Origin of the sequence: Arthrobacter sp. efr-133-TYG-120 (assembly GCF_030209785.1) — a bacterium.
Classification (GTDB): domain Bacteria; phylum Actinomycetota; class Actinomycetes; order Actinomycetales; family Micrococcaceae; genus Arthrobacter.
Genome location: NZ_JARVRI010000015.1, coordinates 49,419 through 74,589 on the forward strand (window position 1 = coordinate 49,419; position 25,171 = coordinate 74,589).

General features: G+C 64.8%; 21 protein-coding genes. 10 read left to right on the plus strand and 11 right to left on the minus strand.

Annotated features, from left to right (window positions below):
• Positions 1–64: 64 nt before the first annotated feature.
• Positions 65–1,531, minus strand: a complete 1,467-nt coding sequence (locus QRN51_RS10405) for a CitMHS family transporter (RefSeq protein ID WP_284989770.1) — start codon at positions 1,529–1,531, stop codon at positions 65–67.
• A 227-nt stretch (positions 1,532–1,758) separates the two neighbouring features.
• Here QRN51_RS10405 and QRN51_RS10410 point away from each other — a divergent pair, with 227 nt between their 5' ends.
• Positions 1,759–3,591: a sensor histidine kinase gene (locus QRN51_RS10410; protein WP_284989771.1), complete on the plus strand. Its 1,833-nt coding sequence runs from the start codon at positions 1,759–1,761 to the stop codon at positions 3,589–3,591.
• Complete coding sequence (locus QRN51_RS10415) at positions 3,588–4,262, plus strand: response regulator (protein WP_284989772.1); 675 nt, start codon at positions 3,588–3,590, stop codon at positions 4,260–4,262. Before QRN51_RS10410 ends, QRN51_RS10415 begins: the two co-directional genes overlap by 4 nt.
• Before the next feature lie 93 nt (positions 4,263–4,355).
• Here the strand turns inward: QRN51_RS10415 and QRN51_RS10420 are convergent, their stop codons facing one another.
• Entirely contained in the window at positions 4,356–4,736 is a 381-nt protein-coding gene (locus QRN51_RS10420; protein ID WP_284989773.1) for a RidA family protein, read from the minus strand.
• A 57-nt stretch (positions 4,737–4,793) separates the two neighbouring features.
• Positions 4,794–5,306, minus strand: coding sequence for a GNAT family N-acetyltransferase (locus QRN51_RS10425; RefSeq protein WP_284989774.1), 513 nt, complete (start codon positions 5,304–5,306; stop codon positions 4,794–4,796).
• Positions 5,307–5,843: 537 nt separating this feature from the next.
• On the opposite strand from QRN51_RS10425, the gene QRN51_RS10430 reads away from it, so the two are divergent.
• Positions 5,844–7,199: an LLM class flavin-dependent oxidoreductase gene (locus QRN51_RS10430; protein WP_284989775.1), complete on the plus strand. Its 1,356-nt coding sequence runs from the start codon at positions 5,844–5,846 to the stop codon at positions 7,197–7,199.
• Positions 7,200–7,283: 84 nt separating this feature from the next.
• Here QRN51_RS10430 and QRN51_RS10435 read toward each other — a convergent pair whose 3' ends face one another.
• From QRN51_RS10435 to QRN51_RS10470, 8 genes are all read right to left on the minus strand, one after another.
• The gene (locus QRN51_RS10435) at positions 7,284–8,111 is read right to left on the minus strand and encodes an inositol monophosphatase family protein (RefSeq protein WP_284989776.1); all 828 of its coding nucleotides are present in this window, start codon (positions 8,109–8,111) and stop codon (positions 7,284–7,286) included.
• A complete protein-coding gene (gene ligA / locus QRN51_RS10440; RefSeq protein WP_284989777.1) occupies positions 8,108–10,384 on the minus strand; it encodes an NAD-dependent DNA ligase LigA in 2,277 nt (758 codons plus the stop codon). The genes QRN51_RS10435 and ligA overlap by 4 nt, the downstream gene beginning before the upstream one ends.
• 65 nt (positions 10,385–10,449) lie before the next feature.
• Complete coding sequence (locus QRN51_RS10445; RefSeq protein ID WP_284989778.1) at positions 10,450–11,073, minus strand: hypothetical protein; 624 nt, start codon at positions 11,071–11,073, stop codon at positions 10,450–10,452.
• A 107-nt stretch (positions 11,074–11,180) separates the two neighbouring features.
• Positions 11,181–11,975: a PP2C family protein-serine/threonine phosphatase gene (locus QRN51_RS10450; RefSeq protein WP_284989779.1), complete on the minus strand. Its 795-nt coding sequence runs from the start codon at positions 11,973–11,975 to the stop codon at positions 11,181–11,183.
• Positions 11,975–13,138 (minus strand): adenylate/guanylate cyclase domain-containing protein, encoded by a 1,164-nt coding sequence (locus QRN51_RS10455; protein WP_284989780.1) that lies wholly within the window; start codon positions 13,136–13,138, stop codon positions 11,975–11,977. Before QRN51_RS10455 ends, QRN51_RS10450 begins: the two co-directional genes overlap by 1 nt.
• Positions 13,128–13,763 carry a PH domain-containing protein gene (locus tag QRN51_RS10460; RefSeq protein WP_059387891.1) on the minus strand — a complete coding sequence of 212 codons (636 nt, stop codon included), beginning with the start codon at positions 13,761–13,763 and terminating at the stop codon, positions 13,128–13,130. The genes QRN51_RS10455 and QRN51_RS10460 overlap by 11 nt, the downstream gene beginning before the upstream one ends.
• On the minus strand, positions 13,756–14,664 hold the full coding sequence (locus tag QRN51_RS10465; protein ID WP_059387892.1) for a biotin--[acetyl-CoA-carboxylase] ligase: 909 nt from the start codon (positions 14,662–14,664) through the stop codon (positions 13,756–13,758). The genes QRN51_RS10460 and QRN51_RS10465 overlap by 8 nt, the downstream gene beginning before the upstream one ends.
• A gap of 47 nt (positions 14,665–14,711) precedes the next feature.
• A complete protein-coding gene (locus tag QRN51_RS10470) occupies positions 14,712–15,611 on the minus strand; it encodes an SDR family oxidoreductase (RefSeq protein ID WP_284989781.1) in 900 nt (299 codons plus the stop codon).
• A 211-nt stretch (positions 15,612–15,822) separates the two neighbouring features.
• Between QRN51_RS10470 and QRN51_RS10475 the strand changes: the two genes are divergently transcribed.
• From QRN51_RS10475 to QRN51_RS10505, 7 genes are all read left to right on the plus strand, one after another.
• The gene (locus QRN51_RS10475) at positions 15,823–17,406 is read left to right on the plus strand and encodes an acyl-CoA carboxylase subunit beta (protein ID WP_284989782.1); all 1,584 of its coding nucleotides are present in this window, start codon (positions 15,823–15,825) and stop codon (positions 17,404–17,406) included.
• Positions 17,403–17,654 (plus strand): acyl-CoA carboxylase subunit epsilon, encoded by a 252-nt coding sequence (locus tag QRN51_RS10480; protein WP_059387894.1) that lies wholly within the window; start codon positions 17,403–17,405, stop codon positions 17,652–17,654. The genes QRN51_RS10475 and QRN51_RS10480 overlap by 4 nt, the downstream gene beginning before the upstream one ends.
• A gap of 255 nt (positions 17,655–17,909) precedes the next feature.
• On the plus strand, positions 17,910–19,595 hold the full coding sequence (locus tag QRN51_RS10485; RefSeq protein WP_284989783.1) for a DUF885 domain-containing protein: 1,686 nt from the start codon (positions 17,910–17,912) through the stop codon (positions 19,593–19,595).
• 230 nt (positions 19,596–19,825) lie between these two features.
• Positions 19,826–21,238 (plus strand): dicarboxylate/amino acid:cation symporter, encoded by a 1,413-nt coding sequence (locus QRN51_RS10490; protein ID WP_284989784.1) that lies wholly within the window; start codon positions 19,826–19,828, stop codon positions 21,236–21,238.
• A gap of 99 nt (positions 21,239–21,337) precedes the next feature.
• On the plus strand, positions 21,338–21,790 hold the full coding sequence (locus QRN51_RS10495; protein ID WP_284989785.1) for a YbjQ family protein: 453 nt from the start codon (positions 21,338–21,340) through the stop codon (positions 21,788–21,790).
• A gap of 37 nt (positions 21,791–21,827) precedes the next feature.
• Positions 21,828–22,514, plus strand: a complete 687-nt coding sequence (locus QRN51_RS10500) for a TetR/AcrR family transcriptional regulator (RefSeq protein ID WP_284989786.1) — start codon at positions 21,828–21,830, stop codon at positions 22,512–22,514.
• 26 nt (positions 22,515–22,540) lie between these two features.
• Positions 22,541–25,063: an MMPL family transporter gene (locus QRN51_RS10505; RefSeq protein WP_284989787.1), complete on the plus strand. Its 2,523-nt coding sequence runs from the start codon at positions 22,541–22,543 to the stop codon at positions 25,061–25,063.
• The last annotated feature ends 108 nt before the right edge of the window (positions 25,064–25,171 follow it).

Genomic DNA, 25,171 nt, shown 5'->3' on the forward strand with positions numbered 1-25,171 from the left:
CACTTACGGCCCATCCGGAGGTCCCGAATGGGCCGTAAGTGACCCCGCGTTGCTGGGTGCTTTGTTACCCGATGCCGATGGCTCCCGTCAGCATGCCCACTGCGAGCATGACGACCGAGATGACCGCTGTGCGCCACAGGACCTTCTTGTGGTGGTCGCCCAGTTCCACCTTGGCAAGCGAGACGAGCAACAGGATCGCGGGGACCAAGGGGCTCTGGAGGTGGAAAGGCTGGCCGGTGATGGAGGCCCGGGCCATTTCCGCGCCGCTGATGCCGTAGTGCGCGGCGGTTTCACTCAGGACCGGCAGGACGCCGAAGTAGAAGGCGTCGTTGCTCATGAAGAACGTCATGGGGATGCTGAGCAGGCCGGTGATGACGCCCATGAACGGACCCATCTCGGCGGGGATGATGTGGACCAGCCACGCGGACATTTCCTTGACCATGCCCGTGCCGTTGAGGACACCCGTGAGGACAGCCGCCGCCATGACCATGCTGACCACCGCCACGATGGACGGTGCGTGGGCCACCAACTGCGCGCCTTGTTCCTTGACCTTCGGGAAGTTCACCAGCAGGGCAATCGCGGAGCCCACCATGAAGACGTAGGGCAGCGGCACAAGGTTGGCCACGAGCATGACCATCACGGCGACGGTGAGGCCGAGGTTGAACCAGAAGAGCTTCGGGCGCAGGGTCTTGCGGTGGGGATCGAGTGCGGTGTCGGTCAAGCCGATGTCGGCGAGGTCAACCAAGGTTTCGGTGCGTTCCAGGACCACGACGCCGGAACCTCCGCCGGTGCCAGTCCCGCCGCGGCCCGGGCCGAAACCGCGGCCCGAGGATCCGGTGCCGCCAGCGCCGCGGCGCGTGCCGCCGTCGAACACGTCCCCTGCGTCGGCGACGTCGCCCCAGATCTCGGGAGCGGTGGCGCGGAGGCGGTTGCGTTCCTGCAGGCCCAGGAGCCAGGAGAACACGAAGACGACGACGAGGCCGGCGATGAGGGACGGGACCATCGGAACAAACACGTCGTTGACGTCGATCTTGAGGGCTGTGGCTGCGCGGGCAGTGGGACCGCCCCACGGCAGGATGTTCATGGTGCCGTTGGCGAGGCCGGCCACACAGGTCAGGACCACGGGGCTCATCTTCAAACGGAGGTAGACAGGCAGCATCGCCGCGGTGGTGAGGATGAAGGTGGTGGAGCCGTCGCCGTCGAGCGATACAGCGGCCGCGAGGATGGCGGTGCCCAAGACCACTTTGGCGGGGTCGTTGCCCAGCTTGCGGAGAATCAACTTCACCAACGGGTCGAACAGTCCGACGTCGATCATGAGTCCGAAGTAAACGATCGCGAACATCAGGAGTGCGGCCGTGGACGTCATGGACTTCATCGAATCCATAACCATTGGCCCGATGCCAAGACCGGCACCGGCAAACAGGCCGAAGATGGTGGGAACGATGATCAGCGCCAGAACGGGCGTCAACTTCTTTGTCATGATCAGGATCATGAACACCGCAATCATTGCGAATCCAAGCAATACCAGCACAGCCGGCTCCTTACTACAGTGAACGGCATCACGTCGATGTGATGCGCGATACAGAACCTATAGTGGCGACGCTCACAGCAAGGCGTTTGTGGGATTTGATGGACATACTGCTGATTGAGAGCATTTTGCTCATTGTGCTCAATGCTTCAATGGAGAGGTAGAACGTAGAAGTACAGCGCCGCTGCTGCCCCGCTCCAGCCGGCCAATCCCCGCCGGAAGGAGGCAGCATGCCCAGGCTTGCCCTGCGGTTCTCGACGCAGACCCTGCTCTTGCAACTGGGGGTCGTTCTCTTGGTCGTGCTGCTTAGCGGCACCGTGCATGCGTGGCTCGTCTATGGGCGGATCGGCACGGAGGCGGAAAACCAGGCGCTGACTTTGGCACGCACCGTGGCTTCGGATCCCGCGCTCCGTTCCCAGGTCCAAGCCATCAGCAACGAGCCGGGAACGCCGCCTCCTGCAGTGCTCGCGGCCGGCCCCATCCAGGCTGCTGCCGAGGCTGCCAGGAGCCGCACTGGTGCTTTGTTCGTGGTGGTCACGGACGAGACCGGCTTGCGGCTTGCCCACCCGGACTTGGTCCGGCTGGGCGAACGGGTCAGCACGGATCCCTCGGATGCGCTGTCGGGGAAGGAAGTCACCACCCGGAACACAGGCACTCTGGGACCGTCCGCGGGTGCCAAGGTCCCGGTCTTCGCTCCGGGTTCCGCAGGGACGGGTTCCGCAGGGACGGGTTCCGCAGGCACGGTGGTGGGCGAAGTCAGTGTGGGCTATTCGATGGAGTCGCTCAGCCAGAGCCTTGCCAAGGACATCGTCCCGATTGCCGTGACCGCGGCAGGCTCCCTGGTTGCCGGGGTTCTGGCGTCATTCCTCCTCCGCCGCCGTTTGCAACGCCTGACGTTGGGCCTCGAACCCGAAGAAATCAGCACCCTGGTTCATGACCAGGTTGCCGTGCTTCAAGGAGTGGACGACGGCGTGATCGGCATTTCCGCCGATGGCCGCATCACGGTCTTCAATGCCGCGGCCAGGCGGCTGCTCGGCATGCCGGAAGGCGCGGTAACTCCCGGCTCCCCTGCCGCGGCGGGCTCGGACTGGTCCGGCACGGACTTGGCGGGCACCGATTGGGGGAATGCCCCCGTCCCAGCGCAGCTCAAAGCCCTCACGCAACCCTCTGCGCACGACGCCGAAGCCGTGGAAATCGTCGCGGGCGGGCGGGTCTTGGTTGCCAACGCCCGCAAGGCGCTGCACCGCAAAGAGGATCTCGGCTGGGTGGTCATGCTCAGGGACCGTACCGAGCTGCAGCAGCTGACGCGCCAGCTCGACGCCGTGGGCACCATGTCCGCCGCCCTCCGGGCCCAGCGCCACGAATTCGCGAACCAGCTCCATACGATCGCCGGATTCATGAGCATCGGCCAGCACGGCCAGGCCAAGGACTACCTCGCCAGGATCTCGGCCACCGGCCCCCTGAAGTTTCCCGTGCAGCAAGCCGAACTCCTCCAGGATCCCTATCTGCAGGCGTTCGTCGGCGCGAAGAGCGTGGAAGCGGACGAGCGAGGGGTGGCGTTGCGGATCGGCCCGGAGACGCTGGTGCGGGAGCACGTCACCGAGCCACAGGACGTCACCACCGTGCTTGGCAACCTGATCGACAACGCCGTCAATGCCGCCGTCGCCGGCTCTTCGACGCAACGCTGGGTGGAGCTTGAGCTGCTCGACGAACCAGGGCCCGACGGCGGCACGCTGCATATCGTCGTCGGGGACTCCGGCGACGGCCTCGGCGGTGTCGAGCCCGAAAGGGTTTTCGTGGAGGGGTTCACGACGGCGGAACCCGCCGAAGGCGTCATCGCCAGGGCAGGCGGGCAGGGACTCGGGCTCGCGCTGGTCCGGCAACTCGCCCGGCGTCGCGGTGGCGACGTGCGCGTCCTGGACCCCGGCTCGTCCGGCGGCCCGGGCGCCGTCTTCATGGCCACGATGCCGGGGGTTACCGGCAAGCCGGGCGATGCCTCATTGGCAGAATCCTCCGCAGCAGCCGAACCACCCGCAGCCGAACGCAAGGAAGGACACCAATGAGCGAAGACTTCAGGGTGTTGATTGTGGATGACGATTTCCACGTCGCCAAGCTCCATGCCGCCTACGTGGACTCCGTGGCCGGTTTCCTGGCCCTGGCCCCGGTGGGTTCGACGGCGCAGGCATTGCAGTCCGTGCATAGCCTTCGGCCGGACCTCGTGTTGCTGGATGTCTACCTGCCGGACGGTTCGGGCCTGGATCTCCTGGGGCAACTCGATGTGGATGCCATGATGCTGACCGCGGCTTCCGACGCCGTGTCCATCAGGACAGCCCTCCGGCGGGGTGCCTTGGCATACCTGCTCAAACCGTTCACCGCCGAATCGCTGTCGCAGCAATTGCGCTCCTATGCCAGATACCGGCGGATCCTGGGCCGGCAGCATGCGGTGGACCAGGACACAATCGAAAGGGCCAAGCGGGCGCTCGTCGCGGGGGACGTGGCGCCGTCGGGAAAGCCGCGATCGGCGACCGAAACATCGGTACTGGAATCCTTGGCGCCGGGGGAACAATACTCGGCCACGGAAGTAGCGGAACGGGTGGGCGTCTCACGCGCCACGGCGCAACGGTACCTGTCCTCGCTGGCCGACGATGGCGCCGTCGAAATCCAACTGCGCTACGGCAGCACCGGCCGCCCGGAACACCGCTACGGCGTCCCCGCGCGACTCTCCCCCAACTGACTCGCCCACCCAAGTAGTTCCCACCCAACTGACTCGCAGTAAGTGTCGTTATGAGGCGTCAAAACGACACTTACTGCGAGTCAGTTGGGCTGTTTAGGCGCTCTTCTGGGCTACCAGTTCGATTTCGACCAGCATCTCCGGGTCGAGGAACGGCAAGACGTGGACCAGGGAAAGGGTGGGCCGGATCTCGCCGAACACCTCGCCGTGCGCGCGGCCGGCGTCTTCCCATTTGGTGATGTCGGTCAGATAGAGCTTGGACTGCACGACGTCCTCGTAGTCGAACCCGGCGTCGGCCAGGACCGCACCCAGCTTTTCGAGGATGTATTTGGTCTGCGAGTAGAAGTCGTCACCGACGATGCCATCAGGTCCCGACGCCGCCGTGGCCGAAATGAAGAGCGTGTTGTCCACCTGGACCGCTCGGGAGTATCCAAGTGCCTGTTCCCAGACCGAGCCCGTGCCGAATGTCTTGCGCATGCCGCGCCTTTCTCAGTTTCCGCACCCGGCCCGATGACCGGGGTTTACGAGGAAACTTTATGGCTGGCGCACATCCTGCCGATAAACGAACAGTTTTATGTCGGTCCCGGGTACGAACCAATCCCGCTCCGGTTCGCGCTCGAATCCGGTTTTGGCGTAGAGGGCGTTGGCGCTTTCCCACGTTGCGCCCGTGGTGAGGGAGACGGCGTTGATGCCTTCCATGGAGCGGGCTTGGTCGACGACGGCCTGGACCAGTGCCCGTCCCGCGCCGGAGCGCTGAACCTCCGGATCAACCACCAACGTACGCATTTCGAGTTCGTCCGGAAGGCCGATGTCCGAGAAGTCGCATCCGGCCTTCGCCGACGTGACGGATCCGATAACCTGGCCGTCGCGTTCGGCGACGAAAACGTCGGCGTACCGGGCGCGGCCGGCCACGTCGCGCAGCTTCTCCAGGTATGGGTGGTCCGGGCTGCCATAGTAGCCAGCGGTCACGTAAGACGACATCGTGATACGGGCTACGGCGTCGTAGTCTTCGGGCAGGGCGGGTCGGACGGTAATCTGCGAATGCACTGATCCATGGTAGTCGCGCCCGAGGTGCCCGGGGTGCCAAAGCGGTGTTTCCGTGACCGAACTATCACCCGGGGCCTAACGCCCGCTCAGATACAAGGCCGTTCCACCCAACGCTCGCTCACTTAAGTGAGCGAGCGTCGGCGGGAAACCCCACATAAGTGAGCGAGCGTCTTAAAGTACGACGGCGGTGGGCGGCTTTGCGTCGTCCAGCCCGCCTCGGACGCTCGCTCAGATATCCACCCCAATCCCCCAACGCCCGCTCAGATATCCACCCCAATCCCCCAACGCCCGCTCAGATACCAGGCCGTTCCACCCAACGCCCGCTCAGATATATGTGAGCGAGCGTCGGCGAGAAACCCCACATAAGTGAGCGAGCGTCGGAGGCCGCTCAAACATTGCTTCGCGTGGCGCCAGATTGAGTCCGGTTTCCGGCTGTGAAGCCCGGTTTCCTGCTGTTGCGGGAAGGTTTCGCGATGCTGGCGCGGGGCGGTTGTCTCGTGGTTGATTGGCGGCCAGGAGACAACGAAAGGAACACAGATGAGCCCCCAGCAACGCACACTCCACCTCAACGCATTCCTCATGAGCACCGGACACCACGAGGCTTCGTGGCGGCTGCCGGAAAGCAACCCGCGCGCCAGCACCGACATCCGGCACTACCAAAACCTCGCACGGATCGCAGAGCGCGGCACGTTCGACTCCATCTTCTTCGCAGACTCCCCCGTGATCTTCGGCGACGTCGGACGCCGTCCCGCGGGCAAGCTGGAACCGACAGTGCTGCTCACCGCAATCGCAGCCGCCACCGAAAAGATCGGACTCATCGCCACTGCATCCACCACGTATAACGATCCCTTCAACCTGGCCAGGCGCTTCGCCTCGGTGGACTTCGTCAGCGGCGGACGGGCCGGTTGGAATGTGGTGACCACAGCCGGACCGGAAGCCGCCCGGAACTTCGGCATCGACGATCAGCCCGCCCATGCCGCCCGCTATGAACGAGCGGCCGAGTTCCTCGAGGTGGCCGCCAAGCTCTGGGACAGCTGGGAGGACGACGCGGTCATTGCCGACAAGGAAGCTGGCGTCTGGGCAGACTCAACCAAGGTCCGGCCCATCAACCACGTGGGCAAGCATTTCCGGGTCCGCGGACCGCTCAACGTGCCGCGCTCCCCCCAAGGCCATCCCTTGATTGTCCAGGCCGGCTCCTCCGAGAACGGCAAGGGCCTGGCCGCCAGGTACGCCGAGGCCGTGTTCACGGCCCAGCAAACCCTGGAAGATGCCCAGGCGTTCTACGGAGACCTCAAGGCCCGGACGGTCGCGCTTGGCCGGGCGGCCGAGGGCATCAAGATCCTGCCGGGTATTGTCCCGGTGATCGCCTCCACGCATGCCGAAGCACTGCGCCTGGAACGCGAACTGGATGAGCTGATCCGGCCCGAATACGCGAGGGCCGAGCTGGCCAAGACGCTCCGCGTGAACCCAGAGGACCTGCCCCTCGACCGCCAACTTCCCGCCGATCTTCCGGACGAGGACTCGATCGAAGGCGCAAAGAGCCGCTACACCCTCATTGTGGAGCTTGCCCGCCGCGAGAAACTCACGGTACGCCAACTGATCGGCAGGCTGGGAGGAGGCCGCGGCCACCTGACTTTCGCGGGAACGCCGGAGCAAGTGGCCGACGCGATCCAACTATGGTTCGAAAACGGCGCGGCCGACGGCTTCAACATCATGCCGGCCGTTCTACCGTCGGGTCTCGAAACCTTTGTTGACCGCGTGGTGCCGGTGCTGCGCCACCGGGGGCTGTTCCGCACCGAATACACGGGCAGCACGCTGCGGGACCACTACGGCCTGGACCGACCGACGAACCGCTTCTCGGAGCTTGGGTCGCTCGCCGCGGCCGGGGCCTAACGACGAAGGGTCCAGACGCGCAGCCAGCCACAAAGCCCCGACGACGGCGGTCATCCCGCGTCGTCGGGGCCAAGGTGAAGGGCCTTAGAGCGGGAACTTGCCCGAGAGCTCGAGGGTTCCCGCGCAGGTCCACGCTTCCAAACGATCCGCATCCGTGGGGCCGCCATCCAGGGGGCTGGTCAGCCGTGGGCGGCGGACCCAGCATCCGGCTTCCTCGGCGATCAACGCACCAGCCGCGTAGTCGTGTTCGTTGAGCCCGCGTTCTCCGAAGGCGTCGTGCGTGCCATCAGCCACGAGGCACAGATCCAACGCGGCGGAGCCGAGCCGCCGGAGATCGGCGAAGCCTTCCATGAGGTTCCCGAGACCGGCGAATTGCTCAGCCCTCGTGGCGGGATCGTAGCTGAACCCGGAGGCCACAATCAGTCCCGTCCGGCCCAGGAGCGGTCCGCTCAGCTGGGTGCGCTGCCCATTCTCTTCAAGCCACGCCCCATGGCCGCGTGCCGCCGAGTAGATGCGTCCCAGCGCGGGGGCGTTGACGACGCCGGCCAGCCAGACGCCGTCGGCATCCGCAACGGCCACGGACGTGGCGTAGTAGACGATGTTCCGGATGAAGTTGGTGGTGCCGTCCAAAGGATCGATGGACCATCGGTAGCCGCTGGGCTGCTCGGGCCGGGTGGTGCCGTGCTCCTCGCCCGTGATGGTGTCGTGCGGGCGTGCTGCGGTAATTGCGTCCCGCACAGCGTTCTCCGCCGCGACGTCGAAGGCCGTCACCCAGTCGCCGGCGTCACCCTTGTTCACGACGCCGAGGTTCCGCGCCGAGCCGGGGCCGGCTGGCCGGGCGGCGAGCACCTCCGCTCCTGCCGCCGCCGCCACGCGGGCAACAGCGAGAAGCTCCAAGACATCGGCCGTCATTCGGCAGCGTCCACTTCCGCCGCCGCAGCGCCCGCCAGGGCAACGGCTGCGTCTTCATCATCCGGAGCCGTGCCGCCGGCGGGTTCCAGGACGCCGTCGAGCAATGCCTTGAAGCCGTCCTCGTCCAGTACCCGGATGCCGAGTTGCTCAGCCTTGTCCAGCTTGGAGCCTGCGTTCTCGCCGGCCACGACGTAACTGGTGTTCTTGGAAACCGAGCCCGCCGCTTTGCCGCCCCTGATGATGATGGCTTCCTTGGCTTCGTCCCGGCTTAGGGTGGGCAAAGAGCCTGTCACCACGATGGTGAGGCCTTCCAGGTTCCGCTGGATGCCGGCGTCGCGCTCGTCAACCATGCGCACCCCGGCAGCTGCCCAGCTATCCACGATTTCCTGGTGCCAGTCAACGGCGAACCATTCCTTGAGTGCCGCGGCGATGGTCGGTCCCACCCCGTCAACGTTGGCCAGTTCCTCCTCGGAGGCGGCCCGGATGGCGTCCATGCTCCCGAGGGCCGTGGCCAGGGCACGGGACGCAGTGGGGCCGACGTGCCGGATGGAAAGGGCAACCAGGACGCGCCAGAGAGGTTGCGTCTTGGCTTTCTCAAGTTCCTTGAACAGTTTCTCGGTGGTGGCGGTGGGTTTGGAAGGGGTCTTGGCGGTGGCCTTGGAATAGAAGTAGGGCACCAATTCGAACGTTCCCGTGCCCACGCCTTTGGAGCGCTTCTCGCGGTGGATGCGGACGTCGGCGAGGTCCTCCGGCGTGAGGCTGAACAAGGCCGCCTCGCTGCGCAGGGGCGGAGTTTCCGGTTCCGCAGGCTGGGTGAGTGCGATGGCTGCCTCCCACCCGAGAGCCTCGATGTCGAAGGCTCCCCTGCTCGCGACGTGGAAGACACGCTCGCGCAGCTGGGAGGGGCACGACTTCGCGTTGGGGCAGCGGATATCGACGTCGCCCTCCTTCGCCGGAGCAAGGGGCGTGTGGCAGGAGGGGCATTCCGTGGGCATCACGAACTCGCGCACAGGAGGATCCTGCTGATCGCGCAGCGCCAATACCGGCCCGACGATCTCAGGAATGACGTCTCCGGCCTTCCGGAGAATCACGATGTCGCCGATCATGACGCCCTTGGCCTTGACCACGTCCTGGTTGTGCAGGGTGGCCATCTCCACAGTGGATCCGGCCACTTTGACCGGTTCCATTACCCCGTAGGGAGTGACGCGGCCGGTGCGGCCGACGTTGACTTGGATGTCCAGCAGCTTGGTGTGGACTTCCTCCGGCGGGTATTTGTAGGCAACGGCCCATCGCGGCACGCGCGAGGTGTAACCGAGGGCACGCTGCGTGGCGAAGTCGTCGATTTTGACCACGATGCCGTCGATCTCGTGCAGGAGGTCGTGCCGGTGTTCGCCGAAGTGCTTGATGAAGTCGAGGACCTCCTCGAAGGAGTCCAGGACCTTCAGGTAGGGGCTGACCGGCAAGCCCCATTCCTCCAGCAGCTTGTACGTTTCCGACTGGCTCGTGGAGTCGAGGCCTTCGCGTGCCCCGATGCCGTGGACGAACATCCGCAACGGACGCTTGGCGGTTTCCGCGGGGTCTTTCTGGCGCAGGGAGCCGGCCGCGGCGTTGCGGGGGTTGGCCAACGGCGCCTTGCCGGCCTCGATCAGCGCTTCGTTGAATTCGGCGAATGCCTTGGACGGAATGAAGACTTCGCCCCGGATTTCCACCTCGGACGGATATCCGCTGCCGCTGAGCTGGCGCGGGATCTCCTTGATGGTGAGCACGTTGTGGGTGATGTCCTCGCCCGTGGTGCCGTCTCCGCGCGTGGCGGCACGGACCAGCTTGCCGTCGCGGTACAGCAGGTTCACTGCCAGGCCATCGATCTTCAGCTCCGTCAGCCACGCAATGCGGGAAGCCGCCGTGCCCAGCTTTTCGACCGAAGCCTCGGCCTTGCGGACCCACGCTTCCAACTCGTCGAGCGAGAAGACGTCCTCCAGGCTGTACATCCTCTGGAGGTGCTCGACGGCGGCGAAAGCAGCCGACACCTCGCCGCCTACTTCCTGTGTGGGCGAATCGTTGGACACGAGCTCGGGATGCAGGGCCTCGAGCTCCTCGAGGCGGCGGTACAGGGAGTCGAACTCGGCATCCGAAACCGTCGGCGCATCTTCCTGGTAGTACGCGTAGCGGTACTTGCGGACGAGGTCTGCGAGGTTTTCGTACTCTTCCCGTACGGCTTCCGTTGGAACTGCGGTTTCGCTCTCTGCTGTGCTCACGTACCTATCTTGCCGCAAAGCCGCGACAAAATACGGCCCCCGGACGGGAAGCAGGGATCACAAGCAGGAATCACAAGCGGGTATCAGTGCGTAAAGCGGTGGCGGCTCCACAAGGCGAAGGCAATGCCTCCGGCCGCCACCAAAAGCACGCCGCCCATGATCGCGATCACGGCGAACATGTCCGAGCCCGGTCCTTTGGTGCCGCTCACCGAGGCAGCTTGCGTGGCCTTGAGCCCGTCCTGGATGGGGGTATTCCAATTGGACGATGCCGACGGCGAGGCGCTCGCCGTCGGGCTGTTCGACGGGGTCGCCGGGCTGGAGGCGACAGAAGCCTCCGACGGCGCCACGCTGGGTTCCGGTTCCACGGTCACCTGAGTCATGGGGGCCGGTTCGGGCGCGGCGGGCGCGGGCGCCACCGGGGCTGGTGCCGGGGCCACCGGCACGACGACGGGTGGCTTGGAGGGCGCCGGGTCCACGATTATCGGCTGGGTTGGCGTGGGCTCGGTTGGTGCCGGGTCCGGGGCCGGGGTCGGGGCAGTGGTCGATTGGCTATTCTGAGGAGCCAGAGTGGTCTCGGCATGGGCCGAAAGCAACGGGAAGGCGCACATCACCACGGCCATGGCAATGCCCGCGAGGGCAACGGAGAACGGGCGTCGCACGGCGGCACGGGTCGCGCCGCCAGAGCGCGCTGAGGAGCGTTGGGTCATGTTTACCTCTGCAGGACGGCACGGGCCGCCCGGAGTTGGGGTGGTATTGACCGGAATCTTCCTACATAGTCCGGGCATGTCGCAAATCCCGTTCCCTGCAAAGGCCATCAGGAAGAGCCGGTGCCGGTCCCTGCGGCGTCGTTCAACTCGATCCTGGCATCAACCACAATCGCGGTCACATTGTCCCGCCCGCCACTCAGCAACGCTTCGTGGATGAGGGCATCCACCGCGTCCTGGGGCTTCTCAACCGTCCTCAAGATCCGGAACATGTGCTCGTCGCCCAGCTCCCCGGTGAGTCCGTCCGAGCAGATCAGCATCCGATCCCCGTCCTGGATGGGCAGCAACCAGAAGTCCGCTTCGTTTTCGCCCCCTGTGCCGAGGGCGCGGGTCACCACATTGCGGCGCGGATGCACCGTGGCTTCTTCCCGCGTGATGCTTCCGGCCTCCACGAGTTCCTGGACTTCCGAATGGTCCACGCTGATCTGCCTGAATTCGCCCCCGTTCACCCGATACGTCCGTGAATCGCCGATGTTCATGACCAGCCAATACGGGACGCCCATATGCTCGGCGACGACGACGCCGGTGAGCGTTGTTCCAGCGCGGCCACCCGTGGCATTCCGGATCTGGGAGTCGGCAGCCAGGATGCACCTTTGCAGGGCAACGGCAGTTGCCGTGCGGACTCCCGGCGCCAATTGCGGCATGCTGCCGAGGGTACGCACGCACAACGCGCTGGCAATCTCGCCTGCCTCATGCCCGCCCATGCCGTCAGCCACCGCGAAGACCGGATCCTTTGCGATGAGCGAGTCTTCGTTGAGTTCCCGGCTGAGTCCACGGTCCGTCCCGAAGCCATAGCTCAACGTGAATCCCGGCTCAGGGGCGGTTGCTGCGGACGGTGAATTCATCAGTCGAGGACCAGTCCCTTGCCAAGTCCGCGGGCAAGCCGGACGGGAAGGATTTCCCCGAAACCACGAACGTTTTCGGCCGTCTGCGGAACCAGGACGAAGCGTTCGTCCTGGCCCAGCGCTGCCGCCGTCATCTCGTCGACGAGGACCGTGCCGGGTTCAGCCAAGGCCGTGAGGCGGGCCGCCAGGTTGACGGTGGGGCCGTAAATATCGCCGAGACGGGAAAGGATCCGTCCCCAGACCATGGCCACGCGGGCTTCCGGGAGGATTTCGTCTTCCGTGAAGGCTTGGGCGAGCGCCAAGGAGATCTCGGCACCAGCGGCCGGCGTCTCGGCGATGTAGAGGACTTCGTCGCCGACGGTCTTGACCAGGCGTCCGCCGCCGATGGAGATGATCTCCGCGCACTTGTTCTCGAAGCGCTGGACCAACTGGGCCAGGGTTTTCTCGTTCATGCGGCGGGACAGGCTCGTGTAGGAGACGAGGTCGGCAAAACCTACGGCGCGGGCCAAAGGCAAAGGAGCGTCGTCTTCATCTCCTTCGCGGCCTGCTTCGCTCGCCTGCAAACCTGCCTCTGCACGGACGGCCAGGCGCTGCACACCGGCGTTCATCTGGCGTCGCCATGAGTACAGCAGGATCTCTTCCATGGCGTCCACAAGGTTGGGCAGTTCGTTGACGAGCTGCTTGCGGGCAACGGCATCGGGGATGCCTTGCTGCACCACCATGTCTTCAATCAGCGCCTCGACTTGCCACACCACCATGCGGTCGGTCATCTGACCGATGGCGCGCGTCACGGAGATGGCAGCTTCCTCGGTGAGCTTTCCGGCGCGGACCAGGTCGAGGATGGTGGAAAGCGCCGCGAGGTCGCGCTCGGTGAACGCTACATCCTGGTCACCGAAATTCGGGAATCCCAGCGCCCGCCACAGTTTGCGGGCTGACAACAGCGAGACGCCTGCTCCGGCCGCCACTTCGCGCCGCCGGAGTTTGCGTTCGCCGCCCAAGAGCCGCGTTTCCAGCGCTTTGATGGCAAGCCGTTCTGCTGACAATGCACCGGTCGGCGGGGACACCACGGGGAGGACCCCCGTAGGTGCTTGGTCCACGGAAGGTTCGGGCACGGCGTCGGGCTCGTGGTCCATGTACTCAGGCTCCTGCTCGTCAACGCTCATCTCTTCCACCTTCTCTCACATCCCAGGGCAACGCGGCACCAGAGTAGTCAACTGGTCCAACAAAACCGTCAAAGTCGCCATGCTCCGGTACGGCGCCCGGGCCGAACCCGACATTTGTCGGAAGCTCGGCCATGGCATCCAGGATGAAACTTCGAAACTTGCCGACCTCCGGAACATCCGCGAGAACGGCCTCGCCGGGGTGCCCGGTATCCAAGGATATATTCCCGGAGCGCAATATCCGTTGGAGCAGCGATTGTTTGATCCCCACGCTGCGCACCGCGGCCAGCGGGACCTGCCAGTCTCCCCGGCGAAGCATTCCGAAACGGGCAACTATCCGGCCGCTTGTCAGGATGTACCGTACGCCGCGCCAGCGGATGAATCGCGGAAGGCTGTAGCCAAGCAGCACGATCGCCACGATGGCCAGGCATGCGGCCACCAACCATTGGGTCCAATCACTCGTGATGACCGGAAGCAACTTACCGGGTCCGCCCTTGACTATCCATGCACAGGCGAAGGCCGCCGCGGCGGGGACCAAGATGAACGCCAGGACGGGACCGAAAAGCGCCCTGGGCTGCTGCCGCGTAATCACGATGACTTGCTCCCCGCGCAGGAGCTCTTTACGCATAACCGCTTTCGGTAGCCCTCAGATGGACGACGTCGCCGGCGGTCACAACGTGCTCGCGGCCACCATGGTCCACCACCAAAAGGGAACCATATTCATCCAGCCTGGACGCATGCCCCACCAATTCGTGGTCGCCGGGCAAATGCGCCTTCACTTCGCGTCCCAAGGTGACCATGACAGCTTCCACCCGTTTGTGCAGGGAAGATCCGCCGGCCAATCCCGCCGTGGGGTCGCCGTCGGCATTGCAGAAACTGCGGTAGAGCGCCGCGAAGCGTGACAGGTAGTTCCGCAGAAGCACGGTGCGGTCCGTGGTCGTGGCACCCTCGAGCACAAGGGACGTCGCTGTCGGGACAGGCAACTCATCTTCGCTGAGCGTCACGTTGAGGCCGGTGCCCAGGATCACGGCCGGAACGGATCCATCCCCCATCGGTCCCATCTGGGCCAGGATCCCGGCGATCTTCTTGCCTCGGACCAGGACATCGTTGGGCCACTTGATCTCGGCGGGCAGGCCGGCGGTTTCGAGGAGGGTCTCGCGCAAGGCCAGCGCGCCCAGGAGGGACAGCCAGGAATAGCTCTGGGTGGGAACGGGGAGGCCTTGGGAATTCACGGGACGCAGGACGATCGAAACGGAAATCGCCGAACGTTCGGGAGACTCCCAGTGACGGTCGAGCCGGCCCCGGGCCGCCGTCTGGTGCTCGGCGGTAAGGACCGCGAGGTCTGCCCATTCCTTAGGCTCAATGGTCACGGCGCGCAGCAGATCGGCGTTCGTGGAGCCTGTGGTCTCCACGATCTTCAATTGCGAAATACCGGCGGCCGCGAGGAAGTCGGGGTGAAGCAGGGCATCGCGGTCCAGGCCCAAGCGCGGGGCACGTGGTTCGCTGCTGGCAGGCTGTTCGACGTCCATAGACAGAATCCTATCCAGCCACACCGGTCCGGGAAGAAGTTGTCCGCTTAGAGGAAGATATCCGGTACCAGCTTCTCCTCCGGGGCACCCAGACTGTAGGGCCTGAAGTCGGATACTCCGGTAGCCCTCAACACCTGTTCGTCCGTATAGAAGTTGCCTGTATTGCTTGCTGAAGCGCCTGAGTCTGCGGACAGGTTCGCCCCGGTCAGGACAGCGTGGGCCGCATCGGCCATGATTTCCGGGCCCCTGGCCGCTTGGACGATCTGTGCCCCGCCGGGCATATTCCGAATGGCGGCAGTGTCGATCAGCGTGCAGGGCCACAGCGAGTTGACCGACACGCCGTCGTTCTTGAGTTCTTCGGCCAGGCCCAGCGTGGTGAGGCTCATGCCGTACTTGGCCATGGTGTAGGCCAGATGCATGCCTGCCCACTTCGGGTCAAGGTTCAGCGGCGGCGAGAGCGTCAGGATGTGGGCGTTGTTCGATGTCCGCAGAGCCGGAAGCGCGAGCTTGGACAGCAGGAAGGTGCCTCGGACGTTGATGTCCTGCATGAGGTCATAGCGTTTCATGTCAATTGCGTCAGTGCGGGAGAGGTCTATCGCCGAGGCGTTGTTGACCACGACGTCGATTCCGCCAAAGTGTTCGACGGCGGCGGCAACCGCCGCGGCAACGTCGCCGTCGTTGCGGACATCACCCACCAGCGGCAGCGCTTGGCCGCCCGCCGCTTCCAGTTGTTCGGCGGCCGTGAAGACCGTTCCTTCAAGCTTGGGGTGTGGCTCCCCGGTCTTGGCCATGATGACGATGTTGGCGCCGTCACGTGCCGCGCGGGTAGCGATTGCCAGGCCGATGCCGCGGCTGCCGCCGGACATCAGAATGGTGCGGCCCTTCAGTGATCCACGTGCCTGGTAGGGAAGGGCAGGGCTTGCAGAAGCATCGTTGCTTGAGGTCATGAGGACACTGTAGCCCAACTATGTTACTGGCGAGTAACATCACTCGATGCTCGACTTGAAGTCGGAAAATTGTAGGGTTTCTACAGCGGTCTGTGGCTTTTGCGTCATTAGACTAGCCAACAGGGCCCGCACTTTGTACGGATGCTACTTAAGAGCGCATGCCTAACAAAGCAGTGCCAGCGTAAATCAGCTACAGAGCCGGAGACATTTGATGAGCCACGATCTGACAACGACAGCGGGAAAGATTGCCGACTTCCGCGACCGCCAGGCCCGTGCAGAACAACCGTCCGGCCCCGAAGCCATCGAGAAGCAACATGCCCGCGGCAAGAACACCGCCCGCGAACGCATCGACATGCTCCTCGACGAAGACTCCTTCATAGAGTTCGATGCTTTGGCCGTCCACCGCTCCACCGCGTTCGGCATGGAAAAGAAGAAGCCCCTCGGCGACGGCGTGGTCTCAGGCTACGGCACCGTCGACGGCCGCCTCGTAGCCATCTACAGCCAGGAATTCAGCGTCTACGGTGGCTCCCTGAGCCAGGTCAACGGCGAGAAGATCGTCAAGGTCCAGGAATTCGCCCTCCGCAACGGCTGCCCGATGGTGGGCATCAACGACGGCGGCGGCGCGCGCATCCAGGAAGGCGTCGCCTCGCTGGCGATGTTCGCTGACATCTTCCGCAACAACGTCCATTCTTCGGGCGTCGTCCCCCAGATTTCCCTCATCATGGGCCCGTGCGCCGGCGGGGCGGCCTACTCCCCCGCCCTCACCGACTACATCGTGATGGTGGACAAGACCTCCCACATGTTCATCACCGGCCCCGACGTCATCAAGACCGTCACCGGCGAAGACGTGGACATGGAAACCCTTGGCGGCGCACGCCAGCACAACGCCACCACCGGTACTGCAACATACCTCGCCAATGACGAAGCCGACGCGATCGAGTTCGTCCGCGAACTCCTGGACTTCCTACCGTCCAACAACCTGTCCGAGGCGCCCGTCCTGGAGCACGAGCAGGAACTGGAGCTCGACGACGACGACCTCGCCCTCGACACGCTCATCCCGGACTCGGCCAACCAGCCGTACGACATGCGCAAGGTCATCGAGCAGATCGTGGATGACGCCCATTTCCTCGAAATGCAGTCGCTCTACGCCCCCAACGTGATCATCGGCTACGGCCGGGTTGAAGGCCACACGGTCGGGATCGTGGCCAACCAGCCCATGCAGTTCGCGGGCACGCTGGACATCTCGGCTTCGGAAAAGGCCGCCCGCTTTGTCCGCCACTGCGACGCCTTCAACGTTCCCATCATCACCTTGGTGGACGTCCCCGGGTTCCTGCCCGGCAAGGACCAGGAATTCCAAGGCATCATCCGCCGCGGAGCCAAGCTGCTTTACGCCTACGCCGAGGCCACCGTGCCCAAGCTGACGGTGATCACGCGCAAGGCCTACGGCGGAGCGTACATCGTCATGGGTTCCAAGAAGCTCGGCGCGGACCTCAACCTGGCGTGGCCTACGGCCCAGATCGGCGTCATGGGCGCCCAAGGTGCCGTCAACATCCTGTACCGCCGCGATCTTGCCGCGGTCGCCGAGGCCGGTGGCGACGTCGAAGCCAAGCGCGCCGAGATCATCCGCCAGTACGAGGAAGAACTCCTCAACCCCTACCAGGCGGCCGAGCTGGGCTACGTCGACGCCGTCATCGCGCCGTCGGAGACCCGCCTGCAGATCATCAAGGGCCTCCGCGCCCTCCGCGACAAGCGGGCCAGCCTGCCCACCAAGAAGCACGGAAACATCCCCCTGTGAGCGTCGAACAGAACCCAGGCTCCGGGCCCGGTTCCACGGACGCGGTGCCCGCCGAGCCCTTGCTTTCGGTAGTCAAGGGAGACCCTACGCCGGAAGAGCTCGCGGCGCTTGCCGCCGTCGTCGCCTCCCTTGGAGCGTCCGAGGAAGCCGAAGCTCCAAAACCGAGCACGCGGCACTGGCTGCGCCGGCAGCAACTGCGCATGGATCCCACACCGGGTCCAGGCGCCTGGAAGCGCAGCCGGGGCTGAGTTTTGTGGTCACCCAACCGACTCGCATTTAATGCCGTTTTGAAGGCCCGGAACGACATTAAATGCGGGGGCCCACGCCGCCAGGGTTCCCTGGCCGTGGGGCCACACCGGCGAGGGCCCCGGCCTGAGCTTGCGAAGGCTGGGAGCCGGTGGGGACTTGCGAGGCGAGGGTGGCGGTGGGGATGGTTGGGTTGGCGGCCGGATCTTCTGCAACAACCCTTTCATAAGGCGCCTGGACGCGGTTAGGCTCTTGGGGTGACTACCTCTAACACAGCTCCGGCACGCCTCCAGACTGCCATCGACGCGGTCGCCGACGCCTACACGGACACCCTTCTTGCCCTCAACCCGAGCCTCGCCACCACCCTCGGCCTGCCCGGACACGAAACCGAATACCAGGATTTCTCGCCCTCAGGCGCCGCGGCCTTCGCCAAGGCAGCACGGGACACCCTCGACGAGCTCGCCACCCTCGAACCCACGGACGCCTCCGACGTCGTCACGCTGGACGCGATGCGGGAACGGCTCGGCCTGGCCCTTGAGATCCACGAGTCCGGCTGGGACGCCGCGGACCTGAACAACATCGAGTCTCCGGCCCAAACCATCCGTGCGATCTTCGACCTCATGCCCACCGACACGGCCGAACACTGGGAGCACATCGCCGGCCGCGCTGCCAACGTCGCAGACGCGATCGACGGGTACATCGTTTCCCTTCGCTCGGCGAAGGACGCAGGGAAAGTCTCCGCGGTCCGCCAGGTCAAGATCGTCATCGAACAGACCAGCAAATACGCGGCCGAAGACGGCTTCTTCGCCAAGCTCGCCGCCGAAGCCACCATCGACGGCCAGCCGCTGCCGGCGGAACTGCAGGAAAAGCTCGACGCCGGTGCCGCCGTCGCGCGCTCCGCCTACTTGCGTCTTGCCGCCTTCCTCGAAGCGGAACTTCTGCCCTTTGCTCCCGAAAAGGACGCCGTGGGCCGCGATCGCTACGCCCTGGCCTCACGCTTGTTCCTTGGCGCAACTGTGGACCTCGAGGAAACATACGCCTGGGGCGTGCAGGAACTCGAGCGGCTCATTGCCGAACAGGAACAGGTGGCCGAGCAAATCAAGCCCGGCGCGTCCATCGAGGAAGCCAAAGCCATCCTCGACAACGATCCCGCGCGGCAAATCAAGGGCACCTACGCACTCAAAGCCTGGATGCAGGAACTCTCAGACCGGGCAATATCCGAATTGGCCGACGTCCACTTCGACATCCCGGACATCATGAAGACGCTCGAATGCCGCATCGCCCCCACGGACGAAGGCGGCATCTACTACACAGGCCCTTCGGACGACTTCTCCCGGCCCGGCCGCATGTGGTGGTCCGTCCCCGCGGGCGAAGACACCTTCACCACCTGGGCCGAAACCACCACAGTGTTCCACGAAGGCGTCCCCGGTCACCACCTCCAGGTGGCCACCGCCGTCTACCGCCGCGAGCTCCTCAACAACTGGCGGCGGAACGTCTGCTGGGTGTCCGGGCACGGCGAAGGCTGGGCACTCTATGCAGAAAAGCTCATGCTCGAGCTCGGCTACCTCAAGGACCCGGGCGACCACATGGGCATGCTGGACATGCAGCGCATGCGCGCGGCCCGCGTGGTGTTCGATATCGGCGTCCACCTCGAGCTGGAAGTTCCGGAACGCTGGGGCAGCGGCACCTGGACATCGGACAAGGGCTTCGAATTCCTCAAGGCCAACCTCCCCATCAGCGCGGGCCAGCTCCAGTTCGAATTCACACGCTACCTCGGATGGCCGGGGCAGGCTCCGTCGTACAAGGTGGGGCAACGGCTGTGGGAAGAAATCCGGGCTGAACTCGAACGCCGCGACGGATTTGACTTGAAGTCCTTCCACACGGATGCCCTGAACATCGGGTCTGTCGGCCTGGATACGCTTCGCCGGGCGCTGCTGGGGTGACCCAACTGACTCGCATTTGTTGTCGTTTTGGAGGCTCATAACGACAACAAATGCGAGTCAGATGGGCTGAGACGTACGAGACATTCCCCACATTCTGTCCGGGAATAACTTCATAAACGGGTGGATTGGCGGCGAATTCTTGGGCCTTTTTGGTAGTGGGTCGAATGTGAGACCGTAACATTTCTCAACGTCGGGTCGCGGTGGTATTTTCCGGGGCCTAGTTTGTTTCGGTGAGCAATTCATCCAACACTTTGACTTCCGCCGGAAAGACTTCGTCCCGGCTTCCCAAGTGGGCAACGTCCTTCGGCGTCCAGATCATCGCGGCCCTCGTGATCGGCCTGGCCCTCGGCCTCCTGGCCAAAGCCACCGGCAGCACCACGAAAGCTCCCAACGGGCTCGGCGCCACGCTGCAGACCATCGGCTCGAGCTACGTCTCGCTGCTGCAGACCGCCGTCGTGCCCTTGATCTTCACAGCCGTGGTGAGCTCCATCGCGAACCTGCGCCAAGTGTCCAATGCCGCGAAATTGGCGTGGAACACTCTGCTCTGGTTCGCCATCACGTCACTCATCGCCGTGACGATCGGCATCGGACTTGGAGTGCTCTTGCAGCCAGGCTCCGGCACCGGCATCACCAAGAAGGCCGAGTACGCCGGAAAGACCGGCGACTGGTGGGCGTTCCTGACAGGTCTTTTCCCCAAGAACTTCCTGGGCCTGGGAGCGAGCACCACCGTCACGGACGGCGTCGCCAGCACGTCGATCACCTTCAACGTGCTGCAGATCCTGGTGATCGCCATCGCCGTCGGCGTCGCAGCCCTCAAGGTGGGCAAGCAGGCCGAACCGTTCCTGAACCTCAACGCTTCCGCCCTGGCCGTCATCCAGAAGGTCCTCTGGTGGATCATCCGCATTGCCCCGCTGGGCACCATCGGCCTGATCGGCAACGCAGTGGCCGTCTACGGGTGGGATACCATCGGTTCGCTCGGCAAGTTCACGGTGGCCATCTACGCGGGCCTCGCCCTTGTGCTGTTCGTCGTCTACCCCATCCTGGTCAAGACCCATGGACTGTCCGTCAAGCAGTACTTCTCGGGCGTGTGGCCCGCCGTGCAGTTGGCATTCGTCTCGCGTTCCTCGATCGGCACGCTGCCGCTCACGCAGCGCGTCACCGAACGCAACCTGGGCGTCCCCCAGGGTTACGCATCGTTCGCCGTGCCGCTCGGCGCGACTACCAAGATGGACGGTTGCGCCGCCATCTACCCGGCCGTCGCCGCGATCTTCGTTGCCCAGTTCTTCGGCATCAACCTGGACTTCAGCCAGTACTTGCTGATCGTGGTGGTTTCCGTCCTTGGTTCCGCGGCAACGGCAGGCACCACGGGCGCCGTCGTCATGCTCACGCTGACACTTTCCACGCTGGGACTGCCGCTGGCCGGCGTCGGACTCCTCCTGGCGATCGACCCCATCCTGGACATGGGCCGCACGGCCGTCAACGTGGCAGGACAGGCGCTGGTTCCGGCCATCGTCGCCAAGCGGCAGGGAATCCTGGACGAATCGCTCTACAACGCGCCCCGCAAGGGAACGGCATTCGCGGCCGAGGGTGAGTCCCCGGAGGCATCCGAGGAGACCCGCGAGCTCGCTGGCGCCAAGGCCTAGCGACGGCACATCGTCGCGCGGACAAATCCCCGGGGGCCAGTTCAAAATGCCCCGGGGATTTGTCCTTTTAACGGGGTGGATTCTGGATAGGCTCTGTCCATGCTCATAGTCACCTCAAACAAGATTCCGGGCCACAAGATCGACGCCGTCTTCGGCGAAGTCATGGGCCTCACCGTCCGCTCACGGGATATCGGCGCCCAGGTAATGGCCGGCTTCCGTTCCCTCGGCGGCGGCGAGCTGCCCGAAATGACCAAGGCGCTCTATGAGAGCCGCCAGGAAGTCATGGCCCGCATGGTCAACGAGGCACAGCAGCGCGGTGCCAACGCAATCGTCGCGATGCGCTTCGACACGTCCGAGATGGGCGGCAACTGGACCGAAGTGTGCGCCTACGGGACTGCCGTTTTCGCCATTCCCCTGGCCGAAGGCGAGCCAGGCGCCACAGGCCAGTCGATCTACCTCACCAGCGCGGCAGCCCAACAGCCCACCCAGCAATCCACGCAGACCGCGACGTCGGCCGCGCCCCAGGAATACGAGACCCCACCGGAGATTTAACTTGCCCTGAGTGCAAAGTTGCACTTAGTGTAACTATGTGACGCCTTCCGACACTATCGCCCTCCCGTCGCGCCGCGAACAGAACAAACTGGCCACCCGCCAAGCGATCTCCGACGCGGCCCTCGCCGTGTTGCGCAGCAAGGGGGCCGGAAATTTCACCGTGGAAGACATCGCGGAAGAAGCCGGCGTATCCCGGCGCACCTTCTTCAACTACTTCCCCAGCCTCGAAGCAGCCTTGGCGTCCGTGACCGAAGGCTTCCTGGGCCATGCCTTGGAACAGTTCCGATTGCGCCCTTCGGACGAACCCATCCTCGATTCCGCCCGGGCCGCCCTCACGGCGCTGGCTGACCCTATGACGGTTTCCCCCATGGCCGAACTCTTCAGCCTCACCCACGACAACCGTGCCTTGGTGCGTTCCGAACTGGAAGCCTGGGACCACTGCACCACTCAGATCATCGACGCTGCCCGTCGTCGCCTCGGCCCGGATGTCAACGAGCTATATCTGCGGGCCCTGGCAGGGTCCATCATTTCCTGCGGCAAGGCAGCCATGAGCGTCTGGTTCGAACAACACGGCCCGGATCTATCCGCTGAATCCCTCGCGAGCTTGCGGCAGCACTTGATCGACGCTATTGGCCTGCTCGGTTCAGGCTTCAAGGCACCCGCCCCTCAAACCCCGTCGGCGCACAGCCCTCAGCCCGCGGCAGACTCCCAACACTCGGCATAACCACACACCGACAGATCGGTTCCGATATGGCACTCCTGCTCTACCGCCTTGGCAAGTTCTCCTACCGTCACCGCTGGCTGGTGATCTCCCTCTGGCTGGCAGTGCTCGTGGCCGTCGGCGGCTCTGCCGCCGCCTTCCACGGCACCATGTCCAACAATTTCCAGATCCCCGGCACTGAGACCCAGCAGATGCTGGACAAACTCAAGAAGGACCTTCCTGCCTCCTCGGGCGGTTCCGCAGGGATCGTCTTCGAAGCCGGCGACGCCGGATTCAACCAAGCCGGCAAGGACGCCATTGCGTCGGCCCTCGCCCAGCTGGAAAAGCTGCCGGATGTGCAGTCCACGGTCAACCCGTTCACGACCCAAGCCGCCTTGGACAAGGCACCGTCCGATCTTGCTGCCGGGGAACAGAAAGCTGCCGCCGGGCAAGCTGAGCTGGACAAGGCGCGGGCCACGCTCGACGCAGGCGATGCCCAACTCAAGGCCGCCGAGCAGCAAATGACCGCCGTCGGTATGCCCGCGGCGCAGATCCAGGCCCAGCTTGCCCCTCAAAAGGCCGAACTCCTGGCCGGACGCCAGAAGCTCGATGCCGGCCAGAAGCAAGCCGCCGACGGCGCCGCCACCCTCGCCCTGGCCAAACGCCAAGTGACCGCTTCCCAAGGGATGCGCTTTGTCTCCACGGACGGTAAAGCGGCGATCGCACAGGTCCAGTTCAAGACCTCGATCAATGGCCTGACCCCCGCCGTCCGGCAGCAAGTCCAGGACATTGTCCATGGGGTCTCCTCGGCAGGCGTCACAGCCTTGGCCAGCAAGGAAATCACCGAGGACGTCTCCCAATTGTTCGGTGTCTCCGAAATCATCGGTATCGCCGTCGCGGCCATTGCCCTGATTGTGATGCTGGGAACGCTCGTCGCCGCCGGCCTTCCCCTGCTGATGGCGATCGTCGGCGTGGCGGTGGGCGTCGGCGGTACCTTTGCCCTCACCGGCGTCATTGACATGAGTTCCATCTCCCCGATGCTCGCGCTCATGCTGGGACTCGCCGTCGGGATCGACTACTCGCTCTTCATCGTCAACCGCCACCGCGGGCAATTGCTTTCGGGGATGGACGCCGAGGAATCAGTGGCCCTCGCGACCGGCACTTCAGGCAACGCCGTCCTTTTCGCCGGCCTCACTGTCGTCATCGCGCTTGCGGCACTGGTGGTTCCCGGGCTGCCATTCCTTGCGGTCATGGGTCTGTCGGCCGCCGCGACGGTGGCAGTCGCCGTCGTCGTCTCCCTCACTCTGACTCCGGCAGTCCTCTCGCTGGTGGGCCGCAAACTGATCTCTAAGCGGGCCTGGGCCAAGGCAGAGCGGCACAACGCCGAGCCTGACCACGCCTCGGCGGACCGCGCGGCGGACCAGCAGCGAAGCAGCCGTGGTTGGGGCGGGCTTGTGACCCGGCATCCGGTGGTCTCGCTGCTTGCCGGCGTCGTGCTGCTCGGGGTGCTGGCCCTCCCGGCCTCCCAGCTGCGCCTCGCTTTGCCCGACGGCGGTTCGGAGCCGGTCGATTCGCAAGCGTTCAAGGCGTACGACCTCACCCGGACCAGCTTCGGCGAGGGAATGACCGGTCCCATCGTGGTTGTCGGCACCTTCCCGGACGGGCTCAGCGACGATCAGGCCAAGACGAAGCAGTTCGACGTCGCGGACAAGCTGCGCAGTGTCGACAACGTCGTGGCGGCCGTTCCGGTAGCCCTCAGCCAGGATCACCGCACGGCCGTTTTCCAGGTCATCCCCAAGGACGGCCCCGCGAGCGCCAGCACGGTCCAGGTGGTCTCGGAACTGCGGGGCAAGGGTTCCGAAATCCAGCAGGCCACAGGCGCCACCATCGGATTGACGGGGCAGACGGCCGGCAACATCGACGTCTCCGCGAAGCTCGGTGCCGCCTTGCCGCCGTACTTGGCGATCGTCGTCGGGCTCTCGCTGGTCCTCCTGCTCCTGGTGTTCCGCTCGATCGTCGTCCCGCTGCTCGCCACCGGCGGTTTCCTGCTCTCGCTCGCGGCAGCGTTCGGCGCCGTGGTGGCCGTATACCAGTGGGGCTGGCTGGGCTCCGTGTTCGACGTCGCCAATCCCGGAGCGGTGCTGAGCTTCCTGCCGATCATCCTCATTGGTGTGCTGTTCGGCCTGGCCATGGACTACCAGGTGTTCATCACATCGGGCATGCGCGAATCGTTCATGCATGGCGAGAATGCGAAGCAAGCAGTCCGAAGCGGCTTCAGCCATGCCGCAGCTGTGGTCACGGCCGCCGCCATCATCATGGTCAGCGTGTTCGCCGGCTTCATCTTCAGCCACCTGACCATGGTCCGGCCGCTCGGTTTCGCGATGGCGTTCGGCGTGCTCGTCGATGCGTTCGTGGTGCGGATGACCATTGTCCCGGCCGTGATGTACCTGTTGGGCGAAAAGGCCTGGTGGCTGCCGCGATGGCTGTCCCGGGTCCTGCCCGACGTCGACGTCGAGGGCGCAAACCTGCAGCGCACGACGTCGGCGGGCGGGACCAAGGAGCTGGTCCACTAAGCGTCTGGTTGCCTATCAGCGGGCGTCGGTTCTGTGTCCAGAACCGACGCCCGCTCACCTTTAAGGCCCTTTCCCCAAACGCCCGCTCACCCAAGTGAGCGAGCGTCC

Coding starts and splice junctions, on each gene's coding strand:
- QRN51_RS10415 (WP_284989772.1), top strand. CDS start 3,588: ATGAGCGAAGACTTCAGGGTGTTGATTGTGGATGACGATTTCCACGTC.
- QRN51_RS10435 (WP_284989776.1), bottom strand. CDS start 8,111: ATGACGGCCGATGTCTTGGAGCTTCTCGCTGTTGCCCGCGTGGCGGCG.
- QRN51_RS10470 (WP_284989781.1), bottom strand. CDS start 15,611: ATGACCTCAAGCAACGATGCTTCTGCAAGCCCTGCCCTTCCCTACCAG.
- QRN51_RS10450 (WP_284989779.1), bottom strand. CDS start 11,975: ATGAATTCACCGTCCGCAGCAACCGCCCCTGAGCCGGGATTCACGTTG.
- QRN51_RS10430 (WP_284989775.1), top strand. CDS start 5,844: ATGAGCCCCCAGCAACGCACACTCCACCTCAACGCATTCCTCATGAGC.
- QRN51_RS10410 (WP_284989771.1), top strand. CDS start 1,759: ATGCCCAGGCTTGCCCTGCGGTTCTCGACGCAGACCCTGCTCTTGCAA.
- QRN51_RS10495 (WP_284989785.1), top strand. CDS start 21,338: ATGCTCATAGTCACCTCAAACAAGATTCCGGGCCACAAGATCGACGCC.
- QRN51_RS10420 (WP_284989773.1), bottom strand. CDS start 4,736: ATGCGCAAGACATTCGGCACGGGCTCGGTCTGGGAACAGGCACTTGGA.
- QRN51_RS10505 (WP_284989787.1), top strand. CDS start 22,541: ATGGCACTCCTGCTCTACCGCCTTGGCAAGTTCTCCTACCGTCACCGC.
- QRN51_RS10455 (WP_284989780.1), bottom strand. CDS start 13,138: ATGAGCGTTGACGAGCAGGAGCCTGAGTACATGGACCACGAGCCCGAC.
- QRN51_RS10445 (WP_284989778.1), bottom strand. CDS start 11,073: ATGACCCAACGCTCCTCAGCGCGCTCTGGCGGCGCGACCCGTGCCGCC.
- QRN51_RS10465 (WP_059387892.1), bottom strand. CDS start 14,664: ATGGACGTCGAACAGCCTGCCAGCAGCGAACCACGTGCCCCGCGCTTG.
- QRN51_RS10460 (WP_059387891.1), bottom strand. CDS start 13,763: ATGCGTAAAGAGCTCCTGCGCGGGGAGCAAGTCATCGTGATTACGCGG.
- QRN51_RS10475 (WP_284989782.1), top strand. CDS start 15,823: ATGAGCCACGATCTGACAACGACAGCGGGAAAGATTGCCGACTTCCGC.